The organism is Immundisolibacter sp. (genome assembly GCF_028696615.1).
Taxonomy (GTDB): Bacteria; Pseudomonadota; Gammaproteobacteria; order Immundisolibacterales; family Immundisolibacteraceae; genus Immundisolibacter.
Genome location: NZ_JAQVGQ010000023.1, coordinates 1 through 20,079, shown reverse-complemented (window position 1 = coordinate 20,079; position 20,079 = coordinate 1). Strand labels below are relative to the sequence as shown.

General features: G+C 68.0%; 19 protein-coding genes. 16 read left to right on the top strand and 3 right to left on the bottom strand.

Annotated elements, in window-relative coordinates:
• Window positions 1-158 precede the first annotated feature (158 nt).
• Window positions 159-335 (bottom strand): YbdD/YjiX family protein, encoded by a 177-nt coding sequence (locus tag PHC73_RS03045; protein WP_300124305.1) that lies wholly within the window; start codon window positions 333-335, stop codon window positions 159-161.
• A complete protein-coding gene (locus tag PHC73_RS03040; RefSeq protein ID WP_300124303.1) occupies window positions 332-2,359 on the bottom strand; it encodes a carbon starvation CstA family protein in 2,028 nt (675 codons plus the stop codon). The genes PHC73_RS03045 and PHC73_RS03040 overlap by 4 nt, the downstream gene beginning before the upstream one ends.
• A 98-nt stretch (window positions 2,360-2,457) precedes the next feature.
• On the opposite strand from PHC73_RS03040, the gene PHC73_RS03035 reads away from it, so the two are divergent.
• From PHC73_RS03035 to PHC73_RS03025, 3 genes are all read left to right on the top strand, one after another.
• The gene (locus PHC73_RS03035; protein WP_300124300.1) at window positions 2,458-3,039 is read left to right on the top strand and encodes a bifunctional 2-polyprenyl-6-hydroxyphenol methylase/3-demethylubiquinol 3-O-methyltransferase UbiG; all 582 of its coding nucleotides are present in this window, start codon (window positions 2,458-2,460) and stop codon (window positions 3,037-3,039) included.
• Between the two features lie 72 nt (window positions 3,040-3,111).
• Complete coding sequence (locus tag PHC73_RS03030) at window positions 3,112-4,116, top strand: XdhC family protein (protein WP_300124298.1); 1,005 nt, start codon at window positions 3,112-3,114, stop codon at window positions 4,114-4,116.
• Complete coding sequence (locus PHC73_RS03025) at window positions 4,113-4,712, top strand: nucleotidyltransferase family protein (protein WP_300124296.1); 600 nt, start codon at window positions 4,113-4,115, stop codon at window positions 4,710-4,712. Before PHC73_RS03030 ends, PHC73_RS03025 begins: the two co-directional genes overlap by 4 nt.
• Before the next feature lie 192 nt (window positions 4,713-4,904).
• On the opposite strand, the gene PHC73_RS03020 is transcribed toward PHC73_RS03025, so the two are convergent.
• On the bottom strand, window positions 4,905-7,226 hold the full coding sequence (locus PHC73_RS03020; RefSeq protein WP_300124295.1) for a penicillin-binding protein 1A: 2,322 nt from the start codon (window positions 7,224-7,226) through the stop codon (window positions 4,905-4,907).
• A gap of 278 nt (window positions 7,227-7,504) precedes the next feature.
• Here PHC73_RS03020 and pilM point away from each other — a divergent pair, with 278 nt between their 5' ends.
• The 13 genes from pilM to PHC73_RS02955 all read left to right on the top strand — a co-directional run.
• Window positions 7,505-8,620: a type IV pilus assembly protein PilM gene (pilM, locus tag PHC73_RS03015; protein WP_300124293.1), complete on the top strand. Its 1,116-nt coding sequence runs from the start codon at window positions 7,505-7,507 to the stop codon at window positions 8,618-8,620.
• Window positions 8,607-9,167 carry a PilN domain-containing protein gene (locus tag PHC73_RS03010; protein ID WP_300124291.1) on the top strand — a complete coding sequence of 187 codons (561 nt, stop codon included), beginning with the start codon at window positions 8,607-8,609 and terminating at the stop codon, window positions 9,165-9,167. Before pilM ends, PHC73_RS03010 begins: the two co-directional genes overlap by 14 nt.
• Window positions 9,164-9,784 carry a type 4a pilus biogenesis protein PilO gene (locus PHC73_RS03005; RefSeq protein WP_300124289.1) on the top strand — a complete coding sequence of 207 codons (621 nt, stop codon included), beginning with the start codon at window positions 9,164-9,166 and terminating at the stop codon, window positions 9,782-9,784. The genes PHC73_RS03010 and PHC73_RS03005 overlap by 4 nt, the downstream gene beginning before the upstream one ends.
• Window positions 9,781-10,308 (top strand): pilus assembly protein PilP, encoded by a 528-nt coding sequence (locus tag PHC73_RS03000; protein ID WP_300124287.1) that lies wholly within the window; start codon window positions 9,781-9,783, stop codon window positions 10,306-10,308. The genes PHC73_RS03005 and PHC73_RS03000 overlap by 4 nt, the downstream gene beginning before the upstream one ends.
• 31 nt (window positions 10,309-10,339) lie before the next feature.
• On the top strand, window positions 10,340-12,442 hold the full coding sequence (locus PHC73_RS02995) for a type IV pilus secretin PilQ (RefSeq protein WP_300124286.1): 2,103 nt from the start codon (window positions 10,340-10,342) through the stop codon (window positions 12,440-12,442).
• A gap of 13 nt (window positions 12,443-12,455) precedes the next feature.
• Window positions 12,456-12,992, top strand: coding sequence for a shikimate kinase AroK (gene aroK, locus PHC73_RS02990; protein WP_300124283.1), 537 nt, complete (start codon window positions 12,456-12,458; stop codon window positions 12,990-12,992).
• Window positions 12,964-14,052 carry a 3-dehydroquinate synthase gene (gene aroB / locus PHC73_RS02985; RefSeq protein WP_300124280.1) on the top strand — a complete coding sequence of 363 codons (1,089 nt, stop codon included), beginning with the start codon at window positions 12,964-12,966 and terminating at the stop codon, window positions 14,050-14,052. Before aroK ends, aroB begins: the two co-directional genes overlap by 29 nt.
• The gene (locus tag PHC73_RS02980) at window positions 14,052-15,200 is read left to right on the top strand and encodes a deoxyguanosinetriphosphate triphosphohydrolase (protein WP_300124278.1); all 1,149 of its coding nucleotides are present in this window, start codon (window positions 14,052-14,054) and stop codon (window positions 15,198-15,200) included. Before aroB ends, PHC73_RS02980 begins: the two co-directional genes overlap by 1 nt.
• 517 nt (window positions 15,201-15,717) lie before the next feature.
• Window positions 15,718-16,233 carry a heme-binding protein gene (locus PHC73_RS02975; protein ID WP_300124275.1) on the top strand — a complete coding sequence of 172 codons (516 nt, stop codon included), beginning with the start codon at window positions 15,718-15,720 and terminating at the stop codon, window positions 16,231-16,233.
• A gap of 10 nt (window positions 16,234-16,243) precedes the next feature.
• A complete protein-coding gene (locus PHC73_RS02970; RefSeq protein WP_300124273.1) occupies window positions 16,244-16,549 on the top strand; it encodes a YciI family protein in 306 nt (101 codons plus the stop codon).
• Window positions 16,550-16,615: 66 nt separating this feature from the next.
• On the top strand, window positions 16,616-17,785 hold the full coding sequence (locus PHC73_RS02965; RefSeq protein WP_300124271.1) for a thiolase family protein: 1,170 nt from the start codon (window positions 16,616-16,618) through the stop codon (window positions 17,783-17,785).
• Complete coding sequence (locus PHC73_RS02960; RefSeq protein WP_300124268.1) at window positions 17,782-18,183, top strand: Zn-ribbon domain-containing OB-fold protein; 402 nt, start codon at window positions 17,782-17,784, stop codon at window positions 18,181-18,183. Before PHC73_RS02965 ends, PHC73_RS02960 begins: the two co-directional genes overlap by 4 nt.
• 15 nt (window positions 18,184-18,198) lie before the next feature.
• On the top strand, window positions 18,199-20,079 hold a 1,881-nt coding region (locus PHC73_RS02955), incomplete at its 3' end, for a cation-transporting P-type ATPase (RefSeq protein ID WP_300124266.1).

Here is a 20,079-nt window from a genome sequence, read left to right as displayed (position 1 = left end):
GCTTTAACAGGCCGTTGAAAAACGGCCTGCGCCCGCGAGGCGGGATGCCTCGCGCGCAAATCAAATACGCAGGTATTTGATTTGTAGGAGCCGCGCCCGGACAGGTGCCGGGCGCGGCGAGTTGAAAAAGGGCAGGACTGCCCTTTTTCAACAGCCTGTTAACAGCAGCGGCGCAGCCGGCTCCACACCTCGTCCTGACAGCGGCGGAAATACGCGCGCCGGTCGAGCGGCGGGCGGTCCGGGTGCGCCAGCGCGTGATGCACGAGATAGCGCTCGTAGGCGTCATCGCCCGACACCGCCCGCAGCCAGCGCCACAGCGCGCGCAGGGCATTCATGCGCGCCCCCCGGCCGGCACGCCGGCCGGCGCCTGGCGCAAATGGCGCAGGCACACCCGCGCGGTATCGGCCAGGATCAGCCACAGCAGCGCCACGAACAACACCGTGAGGTAACCGTCCAGACGTTGGTTGAAGATGAGCTGCGGCGCCACGGCGGCCTTGTCCGGTGGCAGCGCGCCGCTCGCCAGCTTGGCGGCCAGATCGTTCGCGCCGGCGAAAAAGCCAAGCCGCGGATCGTCGCTCATCACCTTGTGCCAGGCAGCGGTGCTGGTCACCGCCGTCAGCCAGGCCAGCGGCAGGCCGGTGACCCAGAAATACCGTTCGCGGCCTGATTTCACCAGGATGGCGGTGCCGACGGCCAGCGCGATGCCGGCCAGAATCTGGTTCGAGATGCCGAACAGCGGCCACAGGATGTTGACCCCGCCGGCCGGGTCGATCACGCCGATGTACAGGAAATACCCCCAGGCGCCCACCACCAGCGCGCTGCACAGCAGCACCGACGGATACCAGCCGGTGCGCCCGAGCGCCGGCACGAAGTTGCCGAGAAAATCCTGCAGCATGAAGCGCCCGACGCGGGTGCCGGCATCCAGCGTGGTGAGGATGAAAATCGCCTCGAACATGATGGCGAAGTGGTACCAGACCGCGAGCAGGCCCTGCCCGAAGGCGCTGCTGAAGATGCTGGCCATGCCGACCGCGAGCGACGGCGCGCCGCCGGTGCGGCCAAACAGCGTCGCCTCGCCCATCTGCCGGGCAAGTTCCTGCATCTGCCCGAGACCCACCGGAAAGCCCCAGGACGAAATCGTCGCCACCGCCTGCGCCCCCTCGCCCACCACGCCCGGCGCAGTGTTGATGGCGAAGTACACCCCGGGCTCGAGCACGCAGGCGGCGATCAGCGCCATCAGGGCGACGAAGGATTCCAGCATCATGCTGCCGTAGCCGATCATGTGCACGTCGCGCTCGTCGGTGAGCAGCTTCGGCGTGGTGCCGGAACTGACCAGCGCGTGAAAGCCCGAGATGGCCCCGCAGGCGATGGTGATGAACACGAACGGGAACACCTTGCCGGCGAAGATCGGCCCCGTGCCGTCGACGAACGGCGTCAGCGCCGGCATGTGCAGCGCCGGGTTCAGCCAGATGATGGCGATCGCCAGCAGCGCGATGGTGCCGAGCTTCATGAAGGTCGACAGGTAATCGCGCGGCGCCAGCAGCAGCCACACCGGCAGCACCGCGGCGGCAAAGCCATAGACCATGATGGCGTAGGCGATGGGCAGCGGGCCGTGGTCGAACCACGCCCGCAGCGCCGGGTGGTGATCGATCCAGCCGCCGCCCCACACCGCAAACAGCAGCAGCGCGACGCCGATGGCGCTGCCCTCGAGCACCCGGCCGGGGCGGATGCCGCGCATGTAGATGCCGACCAGCACCGCGATCGGAATGGTCGCCGTCACCGTGGCGGTGGCCCATGGGCTGTGCTTCATGGCGTTCACGATGATCAGGCCCAGCACCGAGATCAGGATCACCAGGATCATCAGCGTGCCGACCAGCGCCGCCGCGCCGCCGACCGGCCCCAGTTCGTCCCGCGCCATCTGACCCAGGCTGCGGCCGTCGCGGCGGGTGGAGAAGAACAACACCGTCATGTCCTGGATGCAGCCGCCCAGCACGGCGCCGATCAGGATCCACAGCGTGCCCGGCAGATACCCGAACTGCGCGGCGAGCGTCGGCCCCACCAGCGGACCCGGGCCCGCGATGGCGGCGAAGTGGTGCCCGAACACCACCCAGCGGTTGGTGGGCACGAAATCGCGGCCGTCGTCGATGCGCACCGCCGGCGTCGGGCGGCCGTCCACCAGCAGCACGCGCGTGGCCACCCAGGCGCCGTACAGGCGATAGCCGATCGCATACACACACACTGCGGCGGCGATCAGCCACCAGGCGTCGATCGCCTCGCCGCGCGCGAGCGCGATGCCGCCGACGCCAAACGCGCCGAGCCCGCCGACGGCCAGCCAGAACACCCATTTCGCGAGCGCGTTCATGTCAAGCTCCTCCCCGTGCCGAACCGCGCCACGCCGGCGCCGAACCGATAATGCTACCGCCTGCGGCAGGCGCTGCCGCCCGGACCTGGAGAGCACGCATGAGCACCGCCGACGCCGACCGCTGGGAAGCCCGCTACCGCGCCGGCGACGCCGCCTACGCCGCGCAGCCGTCCGCGTTCGTGCTCGACTGGCTACCGCGCCTGCCGCGCGGGCGGGCGCTCGACGTCGCCTGCGGCCTTGGCGCCACCGCCATTGCACTGGCCGAGGCGGGCTTCGAGGTCACCGCCATCGACATCGCGCCGACGGCGCTCGCCCGCGCCCGCGAGGAAGCCGACCGCCGCGGCGTGACCGTCGACTGGCAATGCGCGGACCTGGCCGACATCCGCCTGCCGGCGGCGCACTACGACCTGATCGTCGACATTCACTTCGTGAACCGCGATCTTGCGGCGCAGTTCGCCGATGCGCTGCGCCCGGGCGGCTACGTGCTGTTCGAGCAACACCTGCGCTGGCCGCAGCCGGTGGCCGGCCCGGGCTCGGACCACTTTCGCCTGCGCCCGGGAGAGCTGCGGCATCTGTTGTGGCAGCTCGAGCTGGTGCATTACGAGGAGGGGCTGTTCCCCGGCAACGAGCCCGGCGGGCCATTCGCCCTGGCGCGCGCGGTGGCAAGGAAAGCCGTCTGAGCGGGCAGACCGCCCCGCGGCCGCGCACGTAAAATCAGCCATCACGTCAAAGCAAACCTTCCCGAATCGACCATGGACAGCAGCGATCTGGGCGTCATCCGCGCCCTTGTGGACTGGGTCCGCGCCGGTGGGCGCGCGCATCTGGTCACGGTGGTGCAAACCTGGGGCTCATCGCCGCGGCCGGCCGGCTCGCTGCTGGCGGTCGGCGGGCCTGGACAGCTCGTGGGTTCGGTGTCCGGCGGCTGCGTCGAGGACGACCTGATCGCCAAGCTGCGCCAGGGAAAGGTCGCCGCCACCGGCCCCGAGCGCGTGACCTACGGCGTCACCCGCGAGGAAGGCGAACGCTTTGGCCTGCCCTGCGGCGGCACGCTGGAGTTGGTGTGCGAGCCGATCTGTGACCCGGCGGTGCTGGAGCCGGTGCGCGCCGCGCTCGCCGAGCGCCGCACCATCTGCCGCGAGCTCGATCTCGAATCCGGCGCGAGCCGCCTGCTGCCTGCCGACGCGCGCACCGCGACCTGCCGGGTGCAGGGCAACGTGCTGCGCAAGGTGTTCGGCCCGCAGTGGCAGCTCATCATCATCGGCGCGGCCGAGTTGTCGCGCTGCATCGCGCAGCTCGCTCAGGCGCTCGACTACCACGTGCTGGTGTGTGATCCGCGCCCGGACTATGCCGCCGCCTGGGACGTGCCCGGCACGGAAATCGCCACCGGCCTGCCGGATGACGTGATCCGCGCGCGTGTCACCGACGAGCGCTCGGCGGTGATCACGCTCACGCACGACCCGCGCGTGGACGACCTGGCACTGATCGAGGCGTTGGAATCGCCGGCGTTCTACGTCGGCGCGCTCGGTTCACAGCGCACCACCGACAAGCGCCTCGAACGCCTGCGCGAACTCGACGTGCCGGAGGCGGCCATCGCCCGTCTGCATGCGCCGATCGGCCTGCCGATCGGCTCGCACGCACCGATGGAGATCGCCGTCGCCATCGCCGCCGAGCTGATCGCGGCCAGAAACGGCGCACTCGCCAAGGCGCGTGCGAGTGTCCTCGACACCGCCACGCGCAAGGCGGCCAGCGCCGCGTGACGGCACCCACGGTCGGCATCCTGCTGGCGGCCGGCGCCGGCACGCGCTTTGGCGGCGACAAGCTATTGGCGCCGCTGCACGGCAGGCCGCTGGTACTGCACGCGCTGGCCGCGCTGCAAACCGCGGTGGACGGCGTAATCGCCGCCGTGCGCCCGGGCGACGATGCGCTACGCGCGATCCTGCACGCGGCCGGCGCGCGGGTGGTGATCTGCCCACAGGCGGCCGACGGCATGGGCCACAGCCTGGCCTGCGCGGCGCGGCAGGTGCCAGCCGGCCACCAAGGGCTGGTGGCGCTCGGTGACATGCCGGCCATCCAGCCCGGCACGATGCGCCGCGTGCGCGAAGCGCTCGAAGCCGGCGCCGCCATAGCGGTGCCGGTTTACTGCGGCCGGCGCGGGCACCCGGTGGGTTTTGCCGCGCAGGTGGTGCCTGCGCTGACCGCACTCGGCGGCGACCAGGGGGCGCGGGCACTGCTGCTGCAGCATCGTGGCGAGGTGCTGGAGGTGCCGGTCGACGACGCCGGCATCGTGGCCGACGTCGACACACCGGCCGATCTGGCCTCGGTGGGCGCCAGGCCACGCCCGGCCAACTGTTGAGGCATGCCGTCCCGGGCGTGCTTCATCCCGCTGCGGCGGCGCACCGGCCCGTGCGCCTCGCCTGATCCGCTGCCTGAATTGATGGCTCCCCATTGTTTCATGGGGCGCCGTGCGGGCGCGCCCCGCGAGGGGATTTTTCGGTATCCATGACCTGTTCCCCGCGGTTCCAGGCGACCGGCAACATACGCCATTTCAAAACAGGTGTGATTCGGTGCCCTCGATCGGCGCCGCTGCGGGCGTCGTTTGCGCGGCCGCCGTCGGCGGCAGGCGGTCGGCGCTGAACCACTCGAAGTAGCTGTCGGGGGCGGTCGCATCCACGCGCAGGCCGGTACGTTTGTCCACGCGCGCCGACACCAGGCCCGCCGGAATCGGCCGTGGTGTGACGGGCAGCGCCGGCAGCACGCGGGTCATGAAGTCCATCCAGATCGGCAGGGCGGCGCGTGCGCCGGTCTCGCCCTTGCCGAGCGAGCGCGGCTGATCGAAGCCGACCCACGCGGTGGCCAGCAACTGGCGGTTGAAACCCACGAACCAGGCGTCGCGTTCGTCGTTGGTGGTGCCGGTCTTGCCGGCCAGGTCGGGGCGGCGCAGGCTGCGTGCAGGCGTGGCGGTGCCGTGATCGATCACGTCCTGCAGCATGGAGTTCAGGATGTAGGCATCGGTGGCCGGCAACACGCGCGGTGCCGGTGCGATGGTGCTGTCCTGTTCCGCGGCGGTGTCGCAGGCGTCATCACACAGCACCGTGCGCGGTGCACGCCAAACGACGTTGCCGTCCTTGTCCAGAACCGAATCGACGAAGCCGGGCGTGACCCGGTAGCCGCCATTGGCGATCACCGCATAGGCTGCGGTCAGCTCCAGGGGCGTGGTCGATGCGGTGCCGAGCGCCAACGACAGGTTGTTAGGCAGGCGCTCGGCGCCAAAACCGAACCTCAAACAGTAACTGCGCGTGAAATCGACCCCGACCGCATGCAGCAAGCGCACCGACACCAGATTACGCGACTGGGCCAGCGCCTCGCGCAGACGGGTGGGGCCGTAGAAGCGGCCGGTGTAGTTCTCGGGACGCCAGTAGCCGTCCGGCGTATCGGCCGGAAAGGCGACCGGCGCGTCGTTGATGACCGAGGCCGCCGTGAAGCCGGTCGCCAGCGCGGCGGCATAAATGAACGGCTTGAAGGTCGAGCCCGGCTGGCGCTGCGCCTGCACGACGCGGTTGAACGAGCTGTGCTGGAAATCGAAGCCGCCAACCAGCGCCGTGATGGCGCCGGTTTCGGGCTGCATGGCCACGAACGCACCCTGCACCTCGGGTATCTGGGCCAAGGACCAGCCCTTGGCGTCATGGGCGAGATAAACCACATCGCCGGCCGCGGGACGCCAGCCGCGGGCGAGCGGATCGAGCGCCACCTCGCTGGCCACAAGGCGTGTGCCATCCGGCCCGACGACGAAATCACCCGTCGCCAGCCGAACGGCCGGCTGCAGGCCGGCCACGGCCGGCAGTGCCCGCAGCGCCGCCAGCAGCTGCGCCGGGCGACGCAGGGTGTCGGGCGCAATCCGCCTCACCGCCCCACGAAAGCCGTGCCGCCGGTCGTACGCGAGCAGGCCGGCGCGCAGCGCCGCGTTGGCGGCACTTTGCTGCTGGCTGTCGATGGTGGTGATGACGCGGTAACCGCGCTCGTAGGCTTGGGTGCCGAATCGCTCGACCATCCAGGCGCGCACCATTTCGGCGACGTAGGGGGCCTCCACCTGTGCCTCGAAGCCGAAATGGCCGGCCGTGTCGGGCTGTGCCAACGCTTGCTGGTACTCGGTATCGTCCAGATAACCCAGGGCATACATGCGACCGAGCACGTAATTGCGTCGCTGCAGGGCGCGCCTGGGATTGACCAGTGGATTGTCGCGTGAGGGTGCCTTGGGCAATCCGGCGAGGGTGGCTATTTCGGCTACCGTCAGCGTCTCGATGGGACGACCGTAATAGGTGCGTGCCGCCGCGCCGAAGCCATAGGCGCGATTGCCGAGAAAAATCTTGTTGATATAGAGCGCAAGAATCTGATCCTTGCTCAGATTCTGCTCGATCCGAATGGCAAGCAGAATTTCGCGTGCCTTGCGCAAAAAGGTTTTTTCCTGGCTCAAAAAGAAATTGCGCGCCACCTGCATGGTAATGGTGCTGCCACCCTGGCGCAGCTCGCCGGTGCGCAGCAAATGCCAGGCGGCACGCAGCAGACCACCGGCGTCGAATCCGGGATGGGCATAAAAATTGGCATCCTCGGCGGCGAGCACGGCGTGCACCAGCGTGGGTGGCAGGCTATTGCCATCCAAAGGAATACGTCTTTGATCACCGAACTCGCCAATACGCATGCCGTCGTACGAATAAACCTGCAAGGGCTGCGCCAGCGGGGCATCCGCCAACTGAGTGACGGCTGGTAGGCGCCGCTCGAGAACCACATAAGCGCCGGCGCCGGCGAGGGCGGCCAGCAGGCACAGATTGACGAGTACGGCGGTTATTGTGCGAAGAAAAGAGTTGAACACGCGCGGTGTATGCCGGGGTTGGGGCCGGGTGCCGCCGCCGGTGCGTGGGGGTACCGGGCGGGGTCGCGGCGCTGCGGGTCGATCAAAACGGTGCCACCGCCGCGGGGCGCCGAGCGCCCACACCAAGCCGCCACCGGCACGCCACGATGGCAGCCAGTGGCTGCACCGCCGCCGTGTCACGGCACGGCGTTTCCCAGCAGGCCGTGTGATATAAACCGCTCAAGTCGGGCGGTACAAGGGTCGATGGCCATAAAACGCGCGCGGCCGGCTGGCGAGTGATGCTGGCGCAGAACAGAGAAAGTTCGGGTAACCAATTGATAAAAAAGCTTTTCAGGCGGCCCCTCCCACCCTTGCTCGGGCTCGATATTAGCACGTCGGGCGTGCGCCTCCTGGGGCTGGACGTGACTGCGCGCGGCGCTCTGGTGCGATTTTGTGCGCAGGCGTCGCTTCCCCAGGGTGCAGTAGCGGAAGGGGTGGTGGTCGACACCGATGTTGTGTCGCGGGCCGTCGCCGACGCCGTCAGGCGCGCCGGCGGCAAGCGGCATGATGTCGCCCTGGCAGTGCCCGGCTCGCAGGTCATCAGCCGGCAGATCGCCATGCCGGTGGATTTCTCGGATGCCGATATCGAGCAGCAAATCACGCTCGAATCGGACCAGTACATTCCATATCCGATCGACGACGTCTATTTCGACTTCGTGGTGCTGGGGCCGAATGCGCGCAATCCACAGACGGCCGATGTGCTGTTGATCGTCGCGCGCAGCGAGGTGGTGGACAGGCGGCTCGACGTCGTGACCGGGGCGGGCTTGCAGGCGGCGGTGGTGGACGTCGAGGCCTACGCCCTGGAGTCGGCCTTCGCGCTGATTGCGCCGCAGTTGCCGGCAACCGCGCGCAGCGGGATGACGGCCATGGTCGATATCGGAGCGAGTCACACGACGCTGAACGTCATGCAGGGTGGGGCGACCGTATTCACCCGCGAGCAATCGTTTGGCGGCGAGCAGCTTCTGCAACAGATTCAGGATCGTTACGGCATCGACTACCCGCAGGCCAGCGCCGCGCTTCGAGAAGGCGGTTTTCCCGAGGAATGGCGTGTCGACGTGATCGAGCCGTTCCTGGATTTGCTGGCCAATCAAGTGGGACGTCTGCTGCAAGTGTTTTTTTCCGCGACGGGTCGATCGACACTCGATCACGTGGTACTCAGTGGCGGCTGCGCCGGACTGGCGGGCGTGGCGGCTGTGGTGGAACGTAACGTGGGCCTCGATACCCGTGTCGGCAATCCTTTTCTGGGTGTGGAATTCGCACCCGGTATCGACGCTTCGCGGTTGCGCAGTGACGGTCACGCCTGGATGATTGCGGCCGGCCTTGCCATGCGGGGTACCACCGATGTCGCGCGTTAACCTCCTGCCATGGCGGCGTATTCGTCGCCAGCGTCGGCAGCGGGAATTCCTCGCCATACTCGGCGCCGCTGCGATGGCTGCGGTTCTGGTGGTGGTGGTGTGGCAGCTGATCGTGGCCGGCATGGTCAGGCGACAGGAAGAGCGTAATGACATCCTGCGCACCGAGATCGCCAGCTTGGATCAAAAAATCCGCGAAATAAAAGACCTGCAGGCACAGAAGGCGCGGCTGCAGGCCCGTATGGACGTCATTCAGGAACTGCAGGTCTTGCGACCGACGGCGGTGAGGTTGTTCGATGCCCTGGCGCGCAGCACGCCCGAGGGCGTGTTTCTCATCGGCTTTGCGCAGCGTGGCAACGAGTTGAGCTTGCAAGGCTGGGCACAGTCCAACGCGCGGATCTCGACCTACATGCATCAACTGGACGATTCCGATCAGTTCGAGCCCTCGAAATTGCGTGTGGCGCGTGCTGGCGAGTTGCACGGCATGCATGCCAGCTGGTTCGAGTTATCGGTGCCGCAGCACATAGCCAAAGATGGAGCGGCGCAATGACATTCGACGAACTGCGCAAGCTCGATTTGCGCGACCTGGACCTGCGCGACATCGACCTGCGCGAGGCCGGCGAGTGGCCGGTACTCGGCAAGGCGGTGGCGATCGGGTTGGTGGGTCTGCTGATCCTGGTGGCGGGTTACTACTTCGTGATCAGCAAGACGCTGGACGATCTCGACAGTCGCCAGCAGGCCGAGCAGCAGCTGCGCCAGCAGTACGTGGTCAAGTACAAGCAGGCGGTGAATCTCGATGCCTATCGGGAACAGCTGAAACAATTGCGCGAAAGTTTCGAGGCGATGCGTCGGCAGCTGCCGGACAGCAACGAGATTGCCAATTTGCTGGTCGAGATTACCCAGGCGGGTTTGGGGAGGGGGCTGGAGTTCAAGTTGTTTCAGCCCGGTGAGGCGACGCCAGAGGGCTTCTACGCGGAACTGCCGATCAGTATCGAGGTGACCGGCACGTATCACCAATTGGCCGAGTTTGCCAGCGACGTGGCCAGTTTTCCGCGCATCGTCACGCTGCACGACATCACCCTGACGCCGGTTGGCAAGGATTCGGACCTGTTGGTCATGAAAGCCATGGCCAAGACGTATCAATATCTCGATGAGGACAAGCCTTGAGCTTCGGGCGCATCGCTGTGCTTGGGTTGGTCGGTCTGGCCGTGGCCGGCTGTGGTCGCCGTCATGATGACCTATACGCCTGGATGGACGAGGTGCGAGCCACCGAAAAAGTGACGATCGAACCACTGCCGGTGATCGAACCGTACGAGCCGTTCGTGTACGCCCGCGACGGCCTGAAGGATCCGTTTCTCGACACACTCAAAGAACGGCGTACCGAGACGGTGGCGGCCGGTGCGGGCGAAGGGCCGCGGCCGGACCTGAATCGCCGCAAGGAGGCGCTCGAGGCCTATCCGCTCGATGCGCTGCGCATGGTCGGTACGCTGAGCCGCGGTGGCGCGATGTGGGCGCTCATCCAGGCACCGGACCAAACCATCAGCCGGGTCGGCGTAGGCAATTACATGGGCGAGAATTACGGACGCGTGACGCACGTCGGACCGACGGCGGTGCAGCTGGTCGAACTCATTCCGAATGGCACCGGCGGCTGGATGGAGCGGCAGGCGTCGGTCGCAATCGTGGAACAGTGAAAGCATGACGATGGCCAGGGAGATGAATGAGATGACACGTCGTCGCGCTACGTTCGCGAGGGTTTTGCTGGCGCTGACGAGCGCGCTGCCGGCGCTGCTGGGCAGCGCGGCGGCCTTGGCGGTGAGTCTGACCGGCATCGAGCATGCACCCACGCCGAGCGGGGGCGTGCAGCTTCAGATCGTGGCCGACGGCGCGTTGCCACCCGGAAAATCGTTCATGATCAACGATCCACCGCGCCTGGTGATCGATCTGCCGGCGGTCGGCTCCAAGCTTGCCGCCCGTTCGCAGGCCATCGACGCCGGCGCCGTGCGCAGTGTGGCGGTGGTTCCGGCCGAGGGCCGCACGCGGCTGGTGGTGAATCTGACCCAGGCGGTGCGCTGGTCGGCCCGGCCCAGTGGCAACAAGCTGCTGGTGATGCTCGAGCCACCGGTGGTGGCCGGTGGCTCCGGCGCCCAGACGCCGATGCCGGCAGCACGCAGCGCGTCGGCCGGACCGCAGATCAAGGCGGTGGATTTCCGGCGCGGTGAGCGCGGCGAGGGACGGGTGGTGGTGAACCTGTCGTCGCCTCAGGTCCAGGTCGACACGCGGCCGCAAGGTGGCCGGCTGGTGGTGGATTTCAAAGGTGTCGGCTTGCCGCCTGAGCTGAGCCGTCGGCTCGACGTGACCGATTTCGCGACACCGGTCACCCGTGTCGAGACGCGTCCGTATGCCGGCGGCGTGCGCATGGAAGTGGCCACGACGGGGCCGTTCGAGCATTTGGCCTACCAGGCCAACGGCACCTATACGCTCGAGGTGGCGCCGGTGCGTGAAGACCCGGCGGCGCTGCGTAACGTGAAGAAGGCCTACGTCGGCGAGCCGATCTCGCTCAATTTCCAGAGCATCGAGGTGCGAGCCGTGCTGCAGCTGCTGGCCGACTTCACCGGCAAGAACCTGGTGGCGGCCGACACGGTGAGCGGCAACATCACCCTGCGCCTGCAGAACGTGCCGTGGGATCAGGCGCTCGACATCATCCTGACCACCAAGGGCCTCGGCAAGCGCGAGGACGGCAACGTCATGTGGGTGGCGCCGGCCGAGGAGATCGCCGCACGCGAACAGGCCGACTTCGAGGCGCGCCAGAAGCTCGAGGAGCTGGCGCCGCTGTATACCGAATACATGCCGGTCAACTTCGCCAAGGCCTCTGACGTGGCGGCCCTGCTCAAGAGCGAGGAGCACAAGGTCCTGACCGAACGCGGCAACGTGACGGTGGACGAGCGCACCAACACGCTGATCGTGAACGACACCGAGCAGAAGCTGGGCGAGATTCGCGAGCTGATGAAGGTGCTGGACGTGCCGGTGCGCCAGGTGTTGATCGAGTCCCGCATCGTCAATGCCAGCACCAATTTCAGCAAGAATCTCGGCGTGCGCTTCGGTGCCAGCGATACGCGCAACATCGCCGGCGGTACTACGGCCGTGTCGGGTAACCTGAATGGGACGACCCAGCTGATCAATGGCGAAACGTTAGAAATGAACGACCGCTTGAACGTCAACATGCCCGCACAAAAGATTCAGGGCGTGCCGTTCAACCCCACCTCGATCGGCCTGGCGATCGCCAAGCTGCCGTTCGGTCGCCTGCTCGAGCTCGAACTGTCGGCGCTGCAGGCGGAGGGCGAGGGCGAGATCATCTCCAATCCACGCGTGCTCACCTCCAATCAGAAAGAAGCGGTCATCTCTCAGGGTACCGAGTTCCCTTATCAAGAAGCGTCCGCCAGCGGTGCCACCAATACCGAATTCAAGGAAGCGGTGCTGCAGCTGAAGGTGACGCCGCAGATCACGCCCGATGACCACATCATCATGGATATCGCCGTCAACAAGGACGCGCTCAACACCACCGCCACCAACAACAACGGCGAGCCGGCCATCGACACGCAGAAGGTGGAATCGCAGGTGTTGGTGAACGACGGCGAAACCATCGTCATCGGTGGTATTTACGAGCAGACGAAAACCAATTCGGTGGTGCGCACGCCGTTTTTTGGCGATCTGCCGTACGTCGGCATGTTGTTCCGCAACAAGAGTGGCACCAATGAGAAAAAGGAGCTGCTGATCTTCGTGACGCCCAAGATCGTGCGCGAGGAAGTGGCTGCCGCGGTGCGCTGACGGGCGCGGCAGAATGGCGCGGCGCAATATTTTCCTGGTGGGTCCCATGGGGGCGGGCAAGACCACCGTCGGGCGGCGGCTGGCGCAGCAGCTCGGCCTTGATTTCGTCGACAGCGACGAGGAGATCGAGCGGCGCACCGGCACGACGATTGCGATCATTTTCGAGATCGAAGGCGAAGCCGGCTTTCGCAGGCGCGAGCATCAGGTGCTCGCCGAGCTGACCGGCCGGTCGGGCATCGTGCTGGCCACCGGTGGCGGCGCGGTGTTGTTGCCCGAAAACCGTGAGCTGCTGCGCAGCCGCGGCACGGTGGTTTATCTTCGGACCTCGGTCGCCGAGCAGCTGCGGCGTACGCGCAGTTCGACCCATCGCCCGCTGCTGCAGACGCCCGACCCCGAACAGCGCCTGCGCGAGCTGGCGCAGGCGCGCGAGCCGCTGTACGAAGCCGTGGCGGACATCGTGGTGGAGTCACCGGGCCGCAAGGTGGGCGCCACTGTCAAGGACGTTCTGGATCGGTTGGCGGATGCGAACATTACGACTCGACCTGGCTGATCGCAGCTACGGCATTCACATCGGCCCAGGCCTGCTGGATCAAGCCGACCTCTACCGCCCGCACATCCGCGGCCGGCGCGTGGTGGTGATCAGCGACCGGCAGGTGGCGGGGCTGTACGGCGAGCGGGTGTGCGCGGCGCTGGCGGACTATCAGCCGCTGCTGCTGCAGTTCGAGCCGGGCGAGGCGTCCAAGACGCTCGAGACCTACGCCGTGCTCGCCGATGCCCTGATCGAGGGCCGCTTCGACCGCCGAGTGACGCTGGTGGCGCTCGGCGGTGGCGTGGTCGGCGACATGACGGGCTTTCTGGCCGCCACCTATCAGCGCGGCGTCGATTTCATCCAGGTGCCGACCACGCTGCTGGCGCAGGTGGATTCCTCGGTCGGCGGCAAGACCGGCATCAACCGTCCCGGCGGCAAGAACCTGCTCGGCGCCTTTCATCAACCGCGTTGTGTGTTGGCCGACACCGCCACGCTGGCCACGTTGCCGCGGCGGGAGCTGGTGGCGGGCCTGGCGGAGGTCATCAAGTACGGTCTGATCGCGGATGCAGAATTTCTGGCCTGGATCGAGCGCGAGCTGCCGGCGCTGTTGGCCGGCGATGACGAGGCCCTGCAGCGCGCCATTTACCGCTCGTGCGAAATCAAGGCGCAGATCGTGGCGGCGGACGAGCGCGAGTCCGGGCAGCGAGCGTTGCTGAACCTGGGTCACACCTTCGGGCACGCCATCGAGGCGGCCACCGGCTACGGCGCCTGGCTGCATGGCGAGGCGGTAGGGCTCGGCATGCTGATGGCGGCCGGGCTGTCGGCCCGGCTCGGGCGCCTGCCGGCAAACGACGTCGCCCGCGTCGCAGCCCTGCTCGAGCGGGCTGGGCTGCCGACCCGCCTGCCGGCCGACATCGCCACCGACACGCTGCTCGGCTTCATGGCCGGCGACAAAAAGGTGCTGGACGGGCAGTTGCGCCTGGTGGCACTGGATGCCATCGGCCGCGGCGTGATCGTCAGCGGCGTGCCGCTGCAGGTGTTGGCGGAGGTGATCGACGCCACGCGCGCCGGAGCGGCCTGATGGCGCTGGCCCCGTACGCGGTGACCGACGCCAATTGCCGCGGCCGGCGCTACGCCGAGCCGCCGCCCGGCGATCGGACCCAGCACCAGCGCGACCGCGACCGCATCATCCACTGCGGTGCGTTCCGGCGCCTCGAGTACAAGACGCAGGTGTTCGTCAATCACGAAGGCGACATGTTCCGCACCCGCCTCACGCACACGCTCGAGGTGGCGCAGATCTGCCGCTCGCTGGCCCGCTCGCTGCAGTTGAACGAGGACCTGGCCGAGGCCATTTCGCTGGCCCACGATCTGGGTCACACGCCGTTCGGCCACGCCGGCCAGGATGCGCTGAATGCCTGCATGGCCGATTTCGGCGGCTTCGAGCACAACGTGCAGTCGCTGCGCACGGTGGACCTGCTCGAACAGCGCTACCCGGGTTTCCCGGGCATCAACCTCACCTTCGAGACTCGCGAGGGCATCCTGAAGCACTGCACGGGCGAGATCGCGGTGAAACTGGGTGACGTGGGCGAGCGCTTTCTGGTCGGCGGCCAGCCCAGCCTGGAGGCGCAGCTGACCAACCTCGCCGACGAAATCGCCTACAACTCGCACGATCTCGACGATGGCCTGCGCGCCGGCATGTTGAGTTTCGAGCAGCTGTGCGACGAGTCGCCGTTTTTTCGCCGGCATCATGATGCTGTGCGCCACCAGTTCGGGGAACTGCCCGGGCGGGTCGGCCAGCACGAGATCATCCGTCGCATCATCAAGGCGCAGATCGCCGATTTGCGCCAGACCAGCGCAGCGCGTCTGGCGGCGGCGGGTATCGTGAGCCTGGAGCAGGCGCGTCGCTGGCCCGGGCCGCTGATCGCGTTCGGCGATGCCATGCGCGCCGACAACGATGCGCTGAAGGCCTTACTCAACCGCTGCGTCTACCAGCATCACCGCGTGCGGCGCATGACCAGCCGCGCCCGGCGCGTGGTGGCGGACTTGTTCGGGGCGTTCATGGACGACCCGCTACTGCTGCCGCCGGACCCGCTGGCACGGGTCGAGCGCCGGCAGGCCGAGCGCGGCATGCGCGGGCGCGCGCGGGCGGTGGCCGACTATGTGGCCGGCATGACCGACCGCTATGCGCTTGCCCAGCATGCGGCGCTGTTCGGCAGCGTGCCGGATTGACGATACGCGGTGCCGTTTACCGGAGCTGCGGTGCTGTGTAGGCTTAGCAGGCCGTTGAAAAACCTTTTTCAACGGCCTGTTAAGGCAAGCCAGGGATGGCGTGCCCCCAAATCAAGCGCGTCAAGCGCTTGATTTGGGGGAAGCTCGTTGCGGACATGTGCCGCGACGAGCCGAGTTGAAAAAGGGCAGGAAGCCCTTTTTTCAACGGCCTGTTGGGGATGCGCTGATTTATTCAGCGCATCCCGTCCGGGGCAGGATGCCCCGGCCTGAATCGAGGGCGTAAGCCCTCGATTCAGGGAGCGCTGCGCGGGCGTGCACCGCGCGGCGGCGAGCTGAAAAATTCCAGGGAGGGAATTTTTCAGCATTTCCTTAGGGATGCGCTGATTTATTCAGCGCATCCCGTCCGGGGCAGGATGCCCCGGCCTGGATCGAGGGCGTAAGCCCTCGTCCCTGGCGCGGCTGCATCGGCATGCCGATCACGTTTCGTGCTTTCCAATAACCAACCGAGGAGCTCGTCGTGCGCGAACTGACCCTGGAAGAAGTACAGACCATCCTCACCGAGGGCGTCGCTTTGGCGCGCTCCAAGGGCTTTCCGTCCACCGTGGCGGTGGTGGATATGGGCGGCAATCTGCGCGGTGTGCTGCGCCCGGAGAAGGGCCGCATCGCCAACCCCGATATCGCCATCAAAAAAGCCTGGACCGCGGTGGCGCTGCATCGCAGCACCGCGCAGGTGCGCGACATCATGATCACCACCGACAAGTTCGGCCACGGCCTGCAGTTCACCGACGAGCGCTTTTGCATCGTGGCGGGCGGTTTCCCGATTCGCGACGAGGCGGGCGACATCATCGGTGGCGTCGGCACCAGCGGCGGGCCGGTGGACCTGGACATCGAATGCTCGCTGGTGGGCATGCGCAAACTGGGCTTCAATACGGATTTTGCCGACCCGCTGGCCGGCGCGCCGATGACAGCCAAGGACAAGTCGGCAAAGGCCGCCAAGCCGGCCCGGAAAGCCAGCGCCAAGGCGAAGAAATAGGACGGTTTGCATGCTGTACGCAATCTGGATCGAGGACGTGCCGGACAGCCTGGAGCGGCGGTTGCGGGTGCGCGAAGCGCACCTGAACCGGCTGCGCGCGTTCGTGACCGAAGGCAAGGTCAAGATGGCCGGGCCGTTTCCTAAGGTGCCGGGCGAGGACCCGACCAAGACTGGTTTCGCCGGCGGGCTGATCGTGGCCGAGTTCGACTCCGCCGACGCCGCCGAGCAGTGGCTGAAGGAAGACCCCTACTATGCCGAAGGGGTGTTCAAGCAGTACTGGATTCGGCCCTACATCAAGGTGTTGCCGGCGGATTGATGCGCACCTGCCCGCCGCGCCCCGTGAGGCGGCGGGCAGGTTTTCTTTTGCCCTTTCGGAGCGCACATGTCCGCCGCCGTCGCCATTGCCGCCGTGTCGCAGCTTGCGCCCGGCCGGTATCCGGATCGCTCTACGCACAGCCTGTATCAGGCCGCCATCGCCACCCTTCTGGCCGAGTGGCCGATCCGGTCCGGCGACATCCAGGGCTTACTGGTGGCGCCGGCCGGTATGGCCGACGGCGTGGCCGAGAACATCTTCGTGCACGAGCGCCTGGTGGAGGAACTCGGCCTGGAGGCCACGTTCGCCGAGACCATCAACGTCGGCGGCGCCACGCATGCGGTGATGGCCATCCGCGCGGCGCTCGCCATCCGCGCCGGGCTGGCCGATGGCGTGCTGTGCGTGTCGGCCGGGCGCTTCCCGAACGTGGGCGGCGGTGGCGCCGAGCGCAATACGCGCATCTTCGCGCACCCCGATTTCGACAGCCTGTACGGGCCGTACATCCCGCCCATCTACGCGCAGGTGGCCACGCGCCACATGCACGAGTACGGCATCGGCCGAGACGCGATGGCGGCGGTGGCGGTCGGCCAGCGCGCCTGGGCGCGGCAACACCCGCAGGCGCTGATGGCGTCCAGGGGGCCGCTGACGGCTGAGGCTGTGCTCGATTCCCGGCCTATTGCGTCGCCGTTTCATCTGCTGGACTGCTCGGTACCCTGCGATGGCGGCGGCGCGTACCTGGTGGCGAGCGAGCGCCTGGCGCGGCGGCTCAATCCCAAGCCCGCCTGGCTGCGCGGCTACGGCGAGATGCACCGTCGTGCCAACGTGAGCCAGCTGCGCTCGCTCGACGACCTCGGCGGGCAGGCGGCGGCGCGGGCGGCGTATGCCATGGCGGATCTCGCGCCCGCGGACGTGCGTCTCGCGCAGCTGTACGACTCGTTCAGCTACAACCCGATCCTCGGCGTCGAGCACATGGGCCTCACGCCGGCGGGGCAGGGCGGGCGGTTCTTTCTGGACGGCCGCGGCGCGCCGGGCGGCGATCTGCCGGTCAACAGCAACGGCGGCCTGTTGTCGTTCGGCCACACCGGCGACGCCTCGGGTCTGTCGGTGCTGGCCGAGGCGGCACTGCAGGTGATGGGCCGCGCCGGCGCGCGGCAGGTCGCAGCCCCGGTCGCACTCGTGCATTGCTACGGCGGCATGATGAGCGAACACGCCGTACTGCTGCTGGGGGATGCGCCGTGAGCAAGCCGCTGCCCGACATCGATGACCTCACCCGCCCGTTCTGGGACGCCGCGCGCGATGGGCGTCTCATCATGCAGCGCTGCGCCGACTGCGGCGCCTACGTGTGGCATCCGCAGCCCTGGTGTCGCGCCTGTTACGGCCAAAACCTCGCCTGGCAGGAGATGAGCGGGCAGGCCGAGCTGTTCACCTTCTCGGTGGTTCATTACGCGCCCTTGCCCGGCTATGCCGACCAGGTGCCCTACGTGCTGGCCACGGTGCGCCTGGCCGAAGGGCCGCAGATGATGACCAACATCATCGGCTGTGACTGGCGCGATGTGCGTATCGGCCAGCGTCTTGCCGTGTGCTGGGAAGAGCGTGCCGGCGGCATCCGCGTGCCGCAGTTCGCGCCGGCGGCGTGACGCTGTGGCGCACGCATGAACGCGCCCTGGACGCTCGACGCGCAACAGGTGGCCCGGCAGCTCGGCGTCGACCCGGCGCAGGGTCTGGCCGACACCGAAGCGGCGCAGCGGCTGCGGCGCGACGGCCCAAACCGCCTGCTCACCGTGAAGCCACGCAGCCTGGCCGCCATCCTGTGGGCGCAGCTGCGCAGCCTGCTGGTGGCCCTGCTGGCGGTTGCCGCCGGTATCGGTTTTCTGTCCGGCGACCGCGTCGAGGCCATCGCCATCCTGGTGGTGATCGGACTCAACACTGCCATTGGTTTTTTCAGCGAGCTGCGCGCCGTGCGCTCCATGGAGGCGCTGCGCCGGCTCGGCGTTACCACCTGTCGGGTGCGTCGTGACGGCCGATTGCAGGAACTGCCGGCCGAGGCGCTGGTCGTCGGTGACGTGGTGCTGCTGGAAGGCGGCGACGTGGTGCCGGCGGACCTGCGCCTGATCGACGGTGCCCGCGTGCTGGTCGACGAGTCGGCGCTCACCGGTGAATCGTTGCCGGTCGCCAAGCACGCCGATCCGCTGCCGGCCGACACGCCGCTCGCCGAACGCGCCTGCATGCTGTACCGCGGTACCGCCGTCAGTGCCGGCACCGCCCTGGGGGTGGTGGTCGCCACCGGCATGGGCACGGAACTGGGCGCCATCAGCCGCCTGGTTGGCGAGGCCAAGCCGCAGACGACGCCACTGGAGAAGCGCCTCGACCGGCTGGGGCAACGCTTGGCCATTGTGGCACTGGCGATCGGGGCGGCGATCGTGCTGCTGGGGCTGGTCCGTGAGCACGCCCCGCTGCCGATGCTGATGACCGGCATCGCGCTGGCCGTGGCGGCGTTGCCGGAGGGCCTACCGGTGGTGGCCACGCTGTCGCTGGCGCGCGGCATGCACCGGATGGCGCGGCGCAATGCGCTCATCAATCGCCTGGCAGCGGTGGAGACGCTCGGCGCCACCACGGTCATCTGCACCGACAAGACCGGCACGCTCACCGAGAACCGCCTCACCGTCACGCACCTGGTGCTGGCGGCGGGGGAGCCGCGCGAGGTGCCGGCTGCCGTCGTACCGGCGCAGTTGGCGGCGGCCCGCGCGCGCCTGCTGGAGGTAGGCCGGCTGTGCAACAACGCCGTGTTGCACGGCGAGCAGGGCCTGGGTGATCCGCTCGAAGTGGCGCTGCTGCAGGCGGCGCGCGACCTGCCCGCCGGCGACAGCGCGCGCGTTGCCGAGGAGCCGTTCGATCCGGTGCGCCGGCTGATGGCCACCGTGCACGGCGCGCCCGGGGATTACCGGGTCGCCGTCAAGGGCGCGCCGGAGGCGGTGCTGGCCTGTTGCGTGGCGGTGGCCGACGGTGACGTCGAGCGTCCGCTCGACCAGGCGCTGCGCCGGCAGTGGCTGGCGGCTAACGAGGCGCTCGCCGCGCGTGGCCTGCGGGTGCTGGCGCTGGCGCGGCGCCGCTGCGAGCGCCTGCCAGACGATCCCTATGCCGAGCTGGTGCTGTTGGGTCTGGTGGGGCTGATGGACCCGCCGCGCGCGGATGTGGCCGCGGCCATCGCCGACTGCCGCGCCGCCGGCATCCGAGTGGTGATGGTGACCGGCGATCAGCTTGCCACCGCCCGTTACGTCGCACAGACGCTCGGCCTGATCGACGGCGATCGAGCGCAGGTGCTGCCCGGCGCGGCGCTGGAGCGTCCGCAGGACTACGGCGGTGAGGCGGCGGTGCTGGCAGCGCCGGTGTTCGCCCGCGTCAGTCCGGCGCAGAAAATGGCGCTGGTGACGCGCCTACAGGCGCACGGCGAGGTGGTGGCCATGACCGGCGATGGCGTGAACGACGCGCCCGCGCTGGCGCAGGCGGATCTGGGCATCGCCATCGGGGCGGGT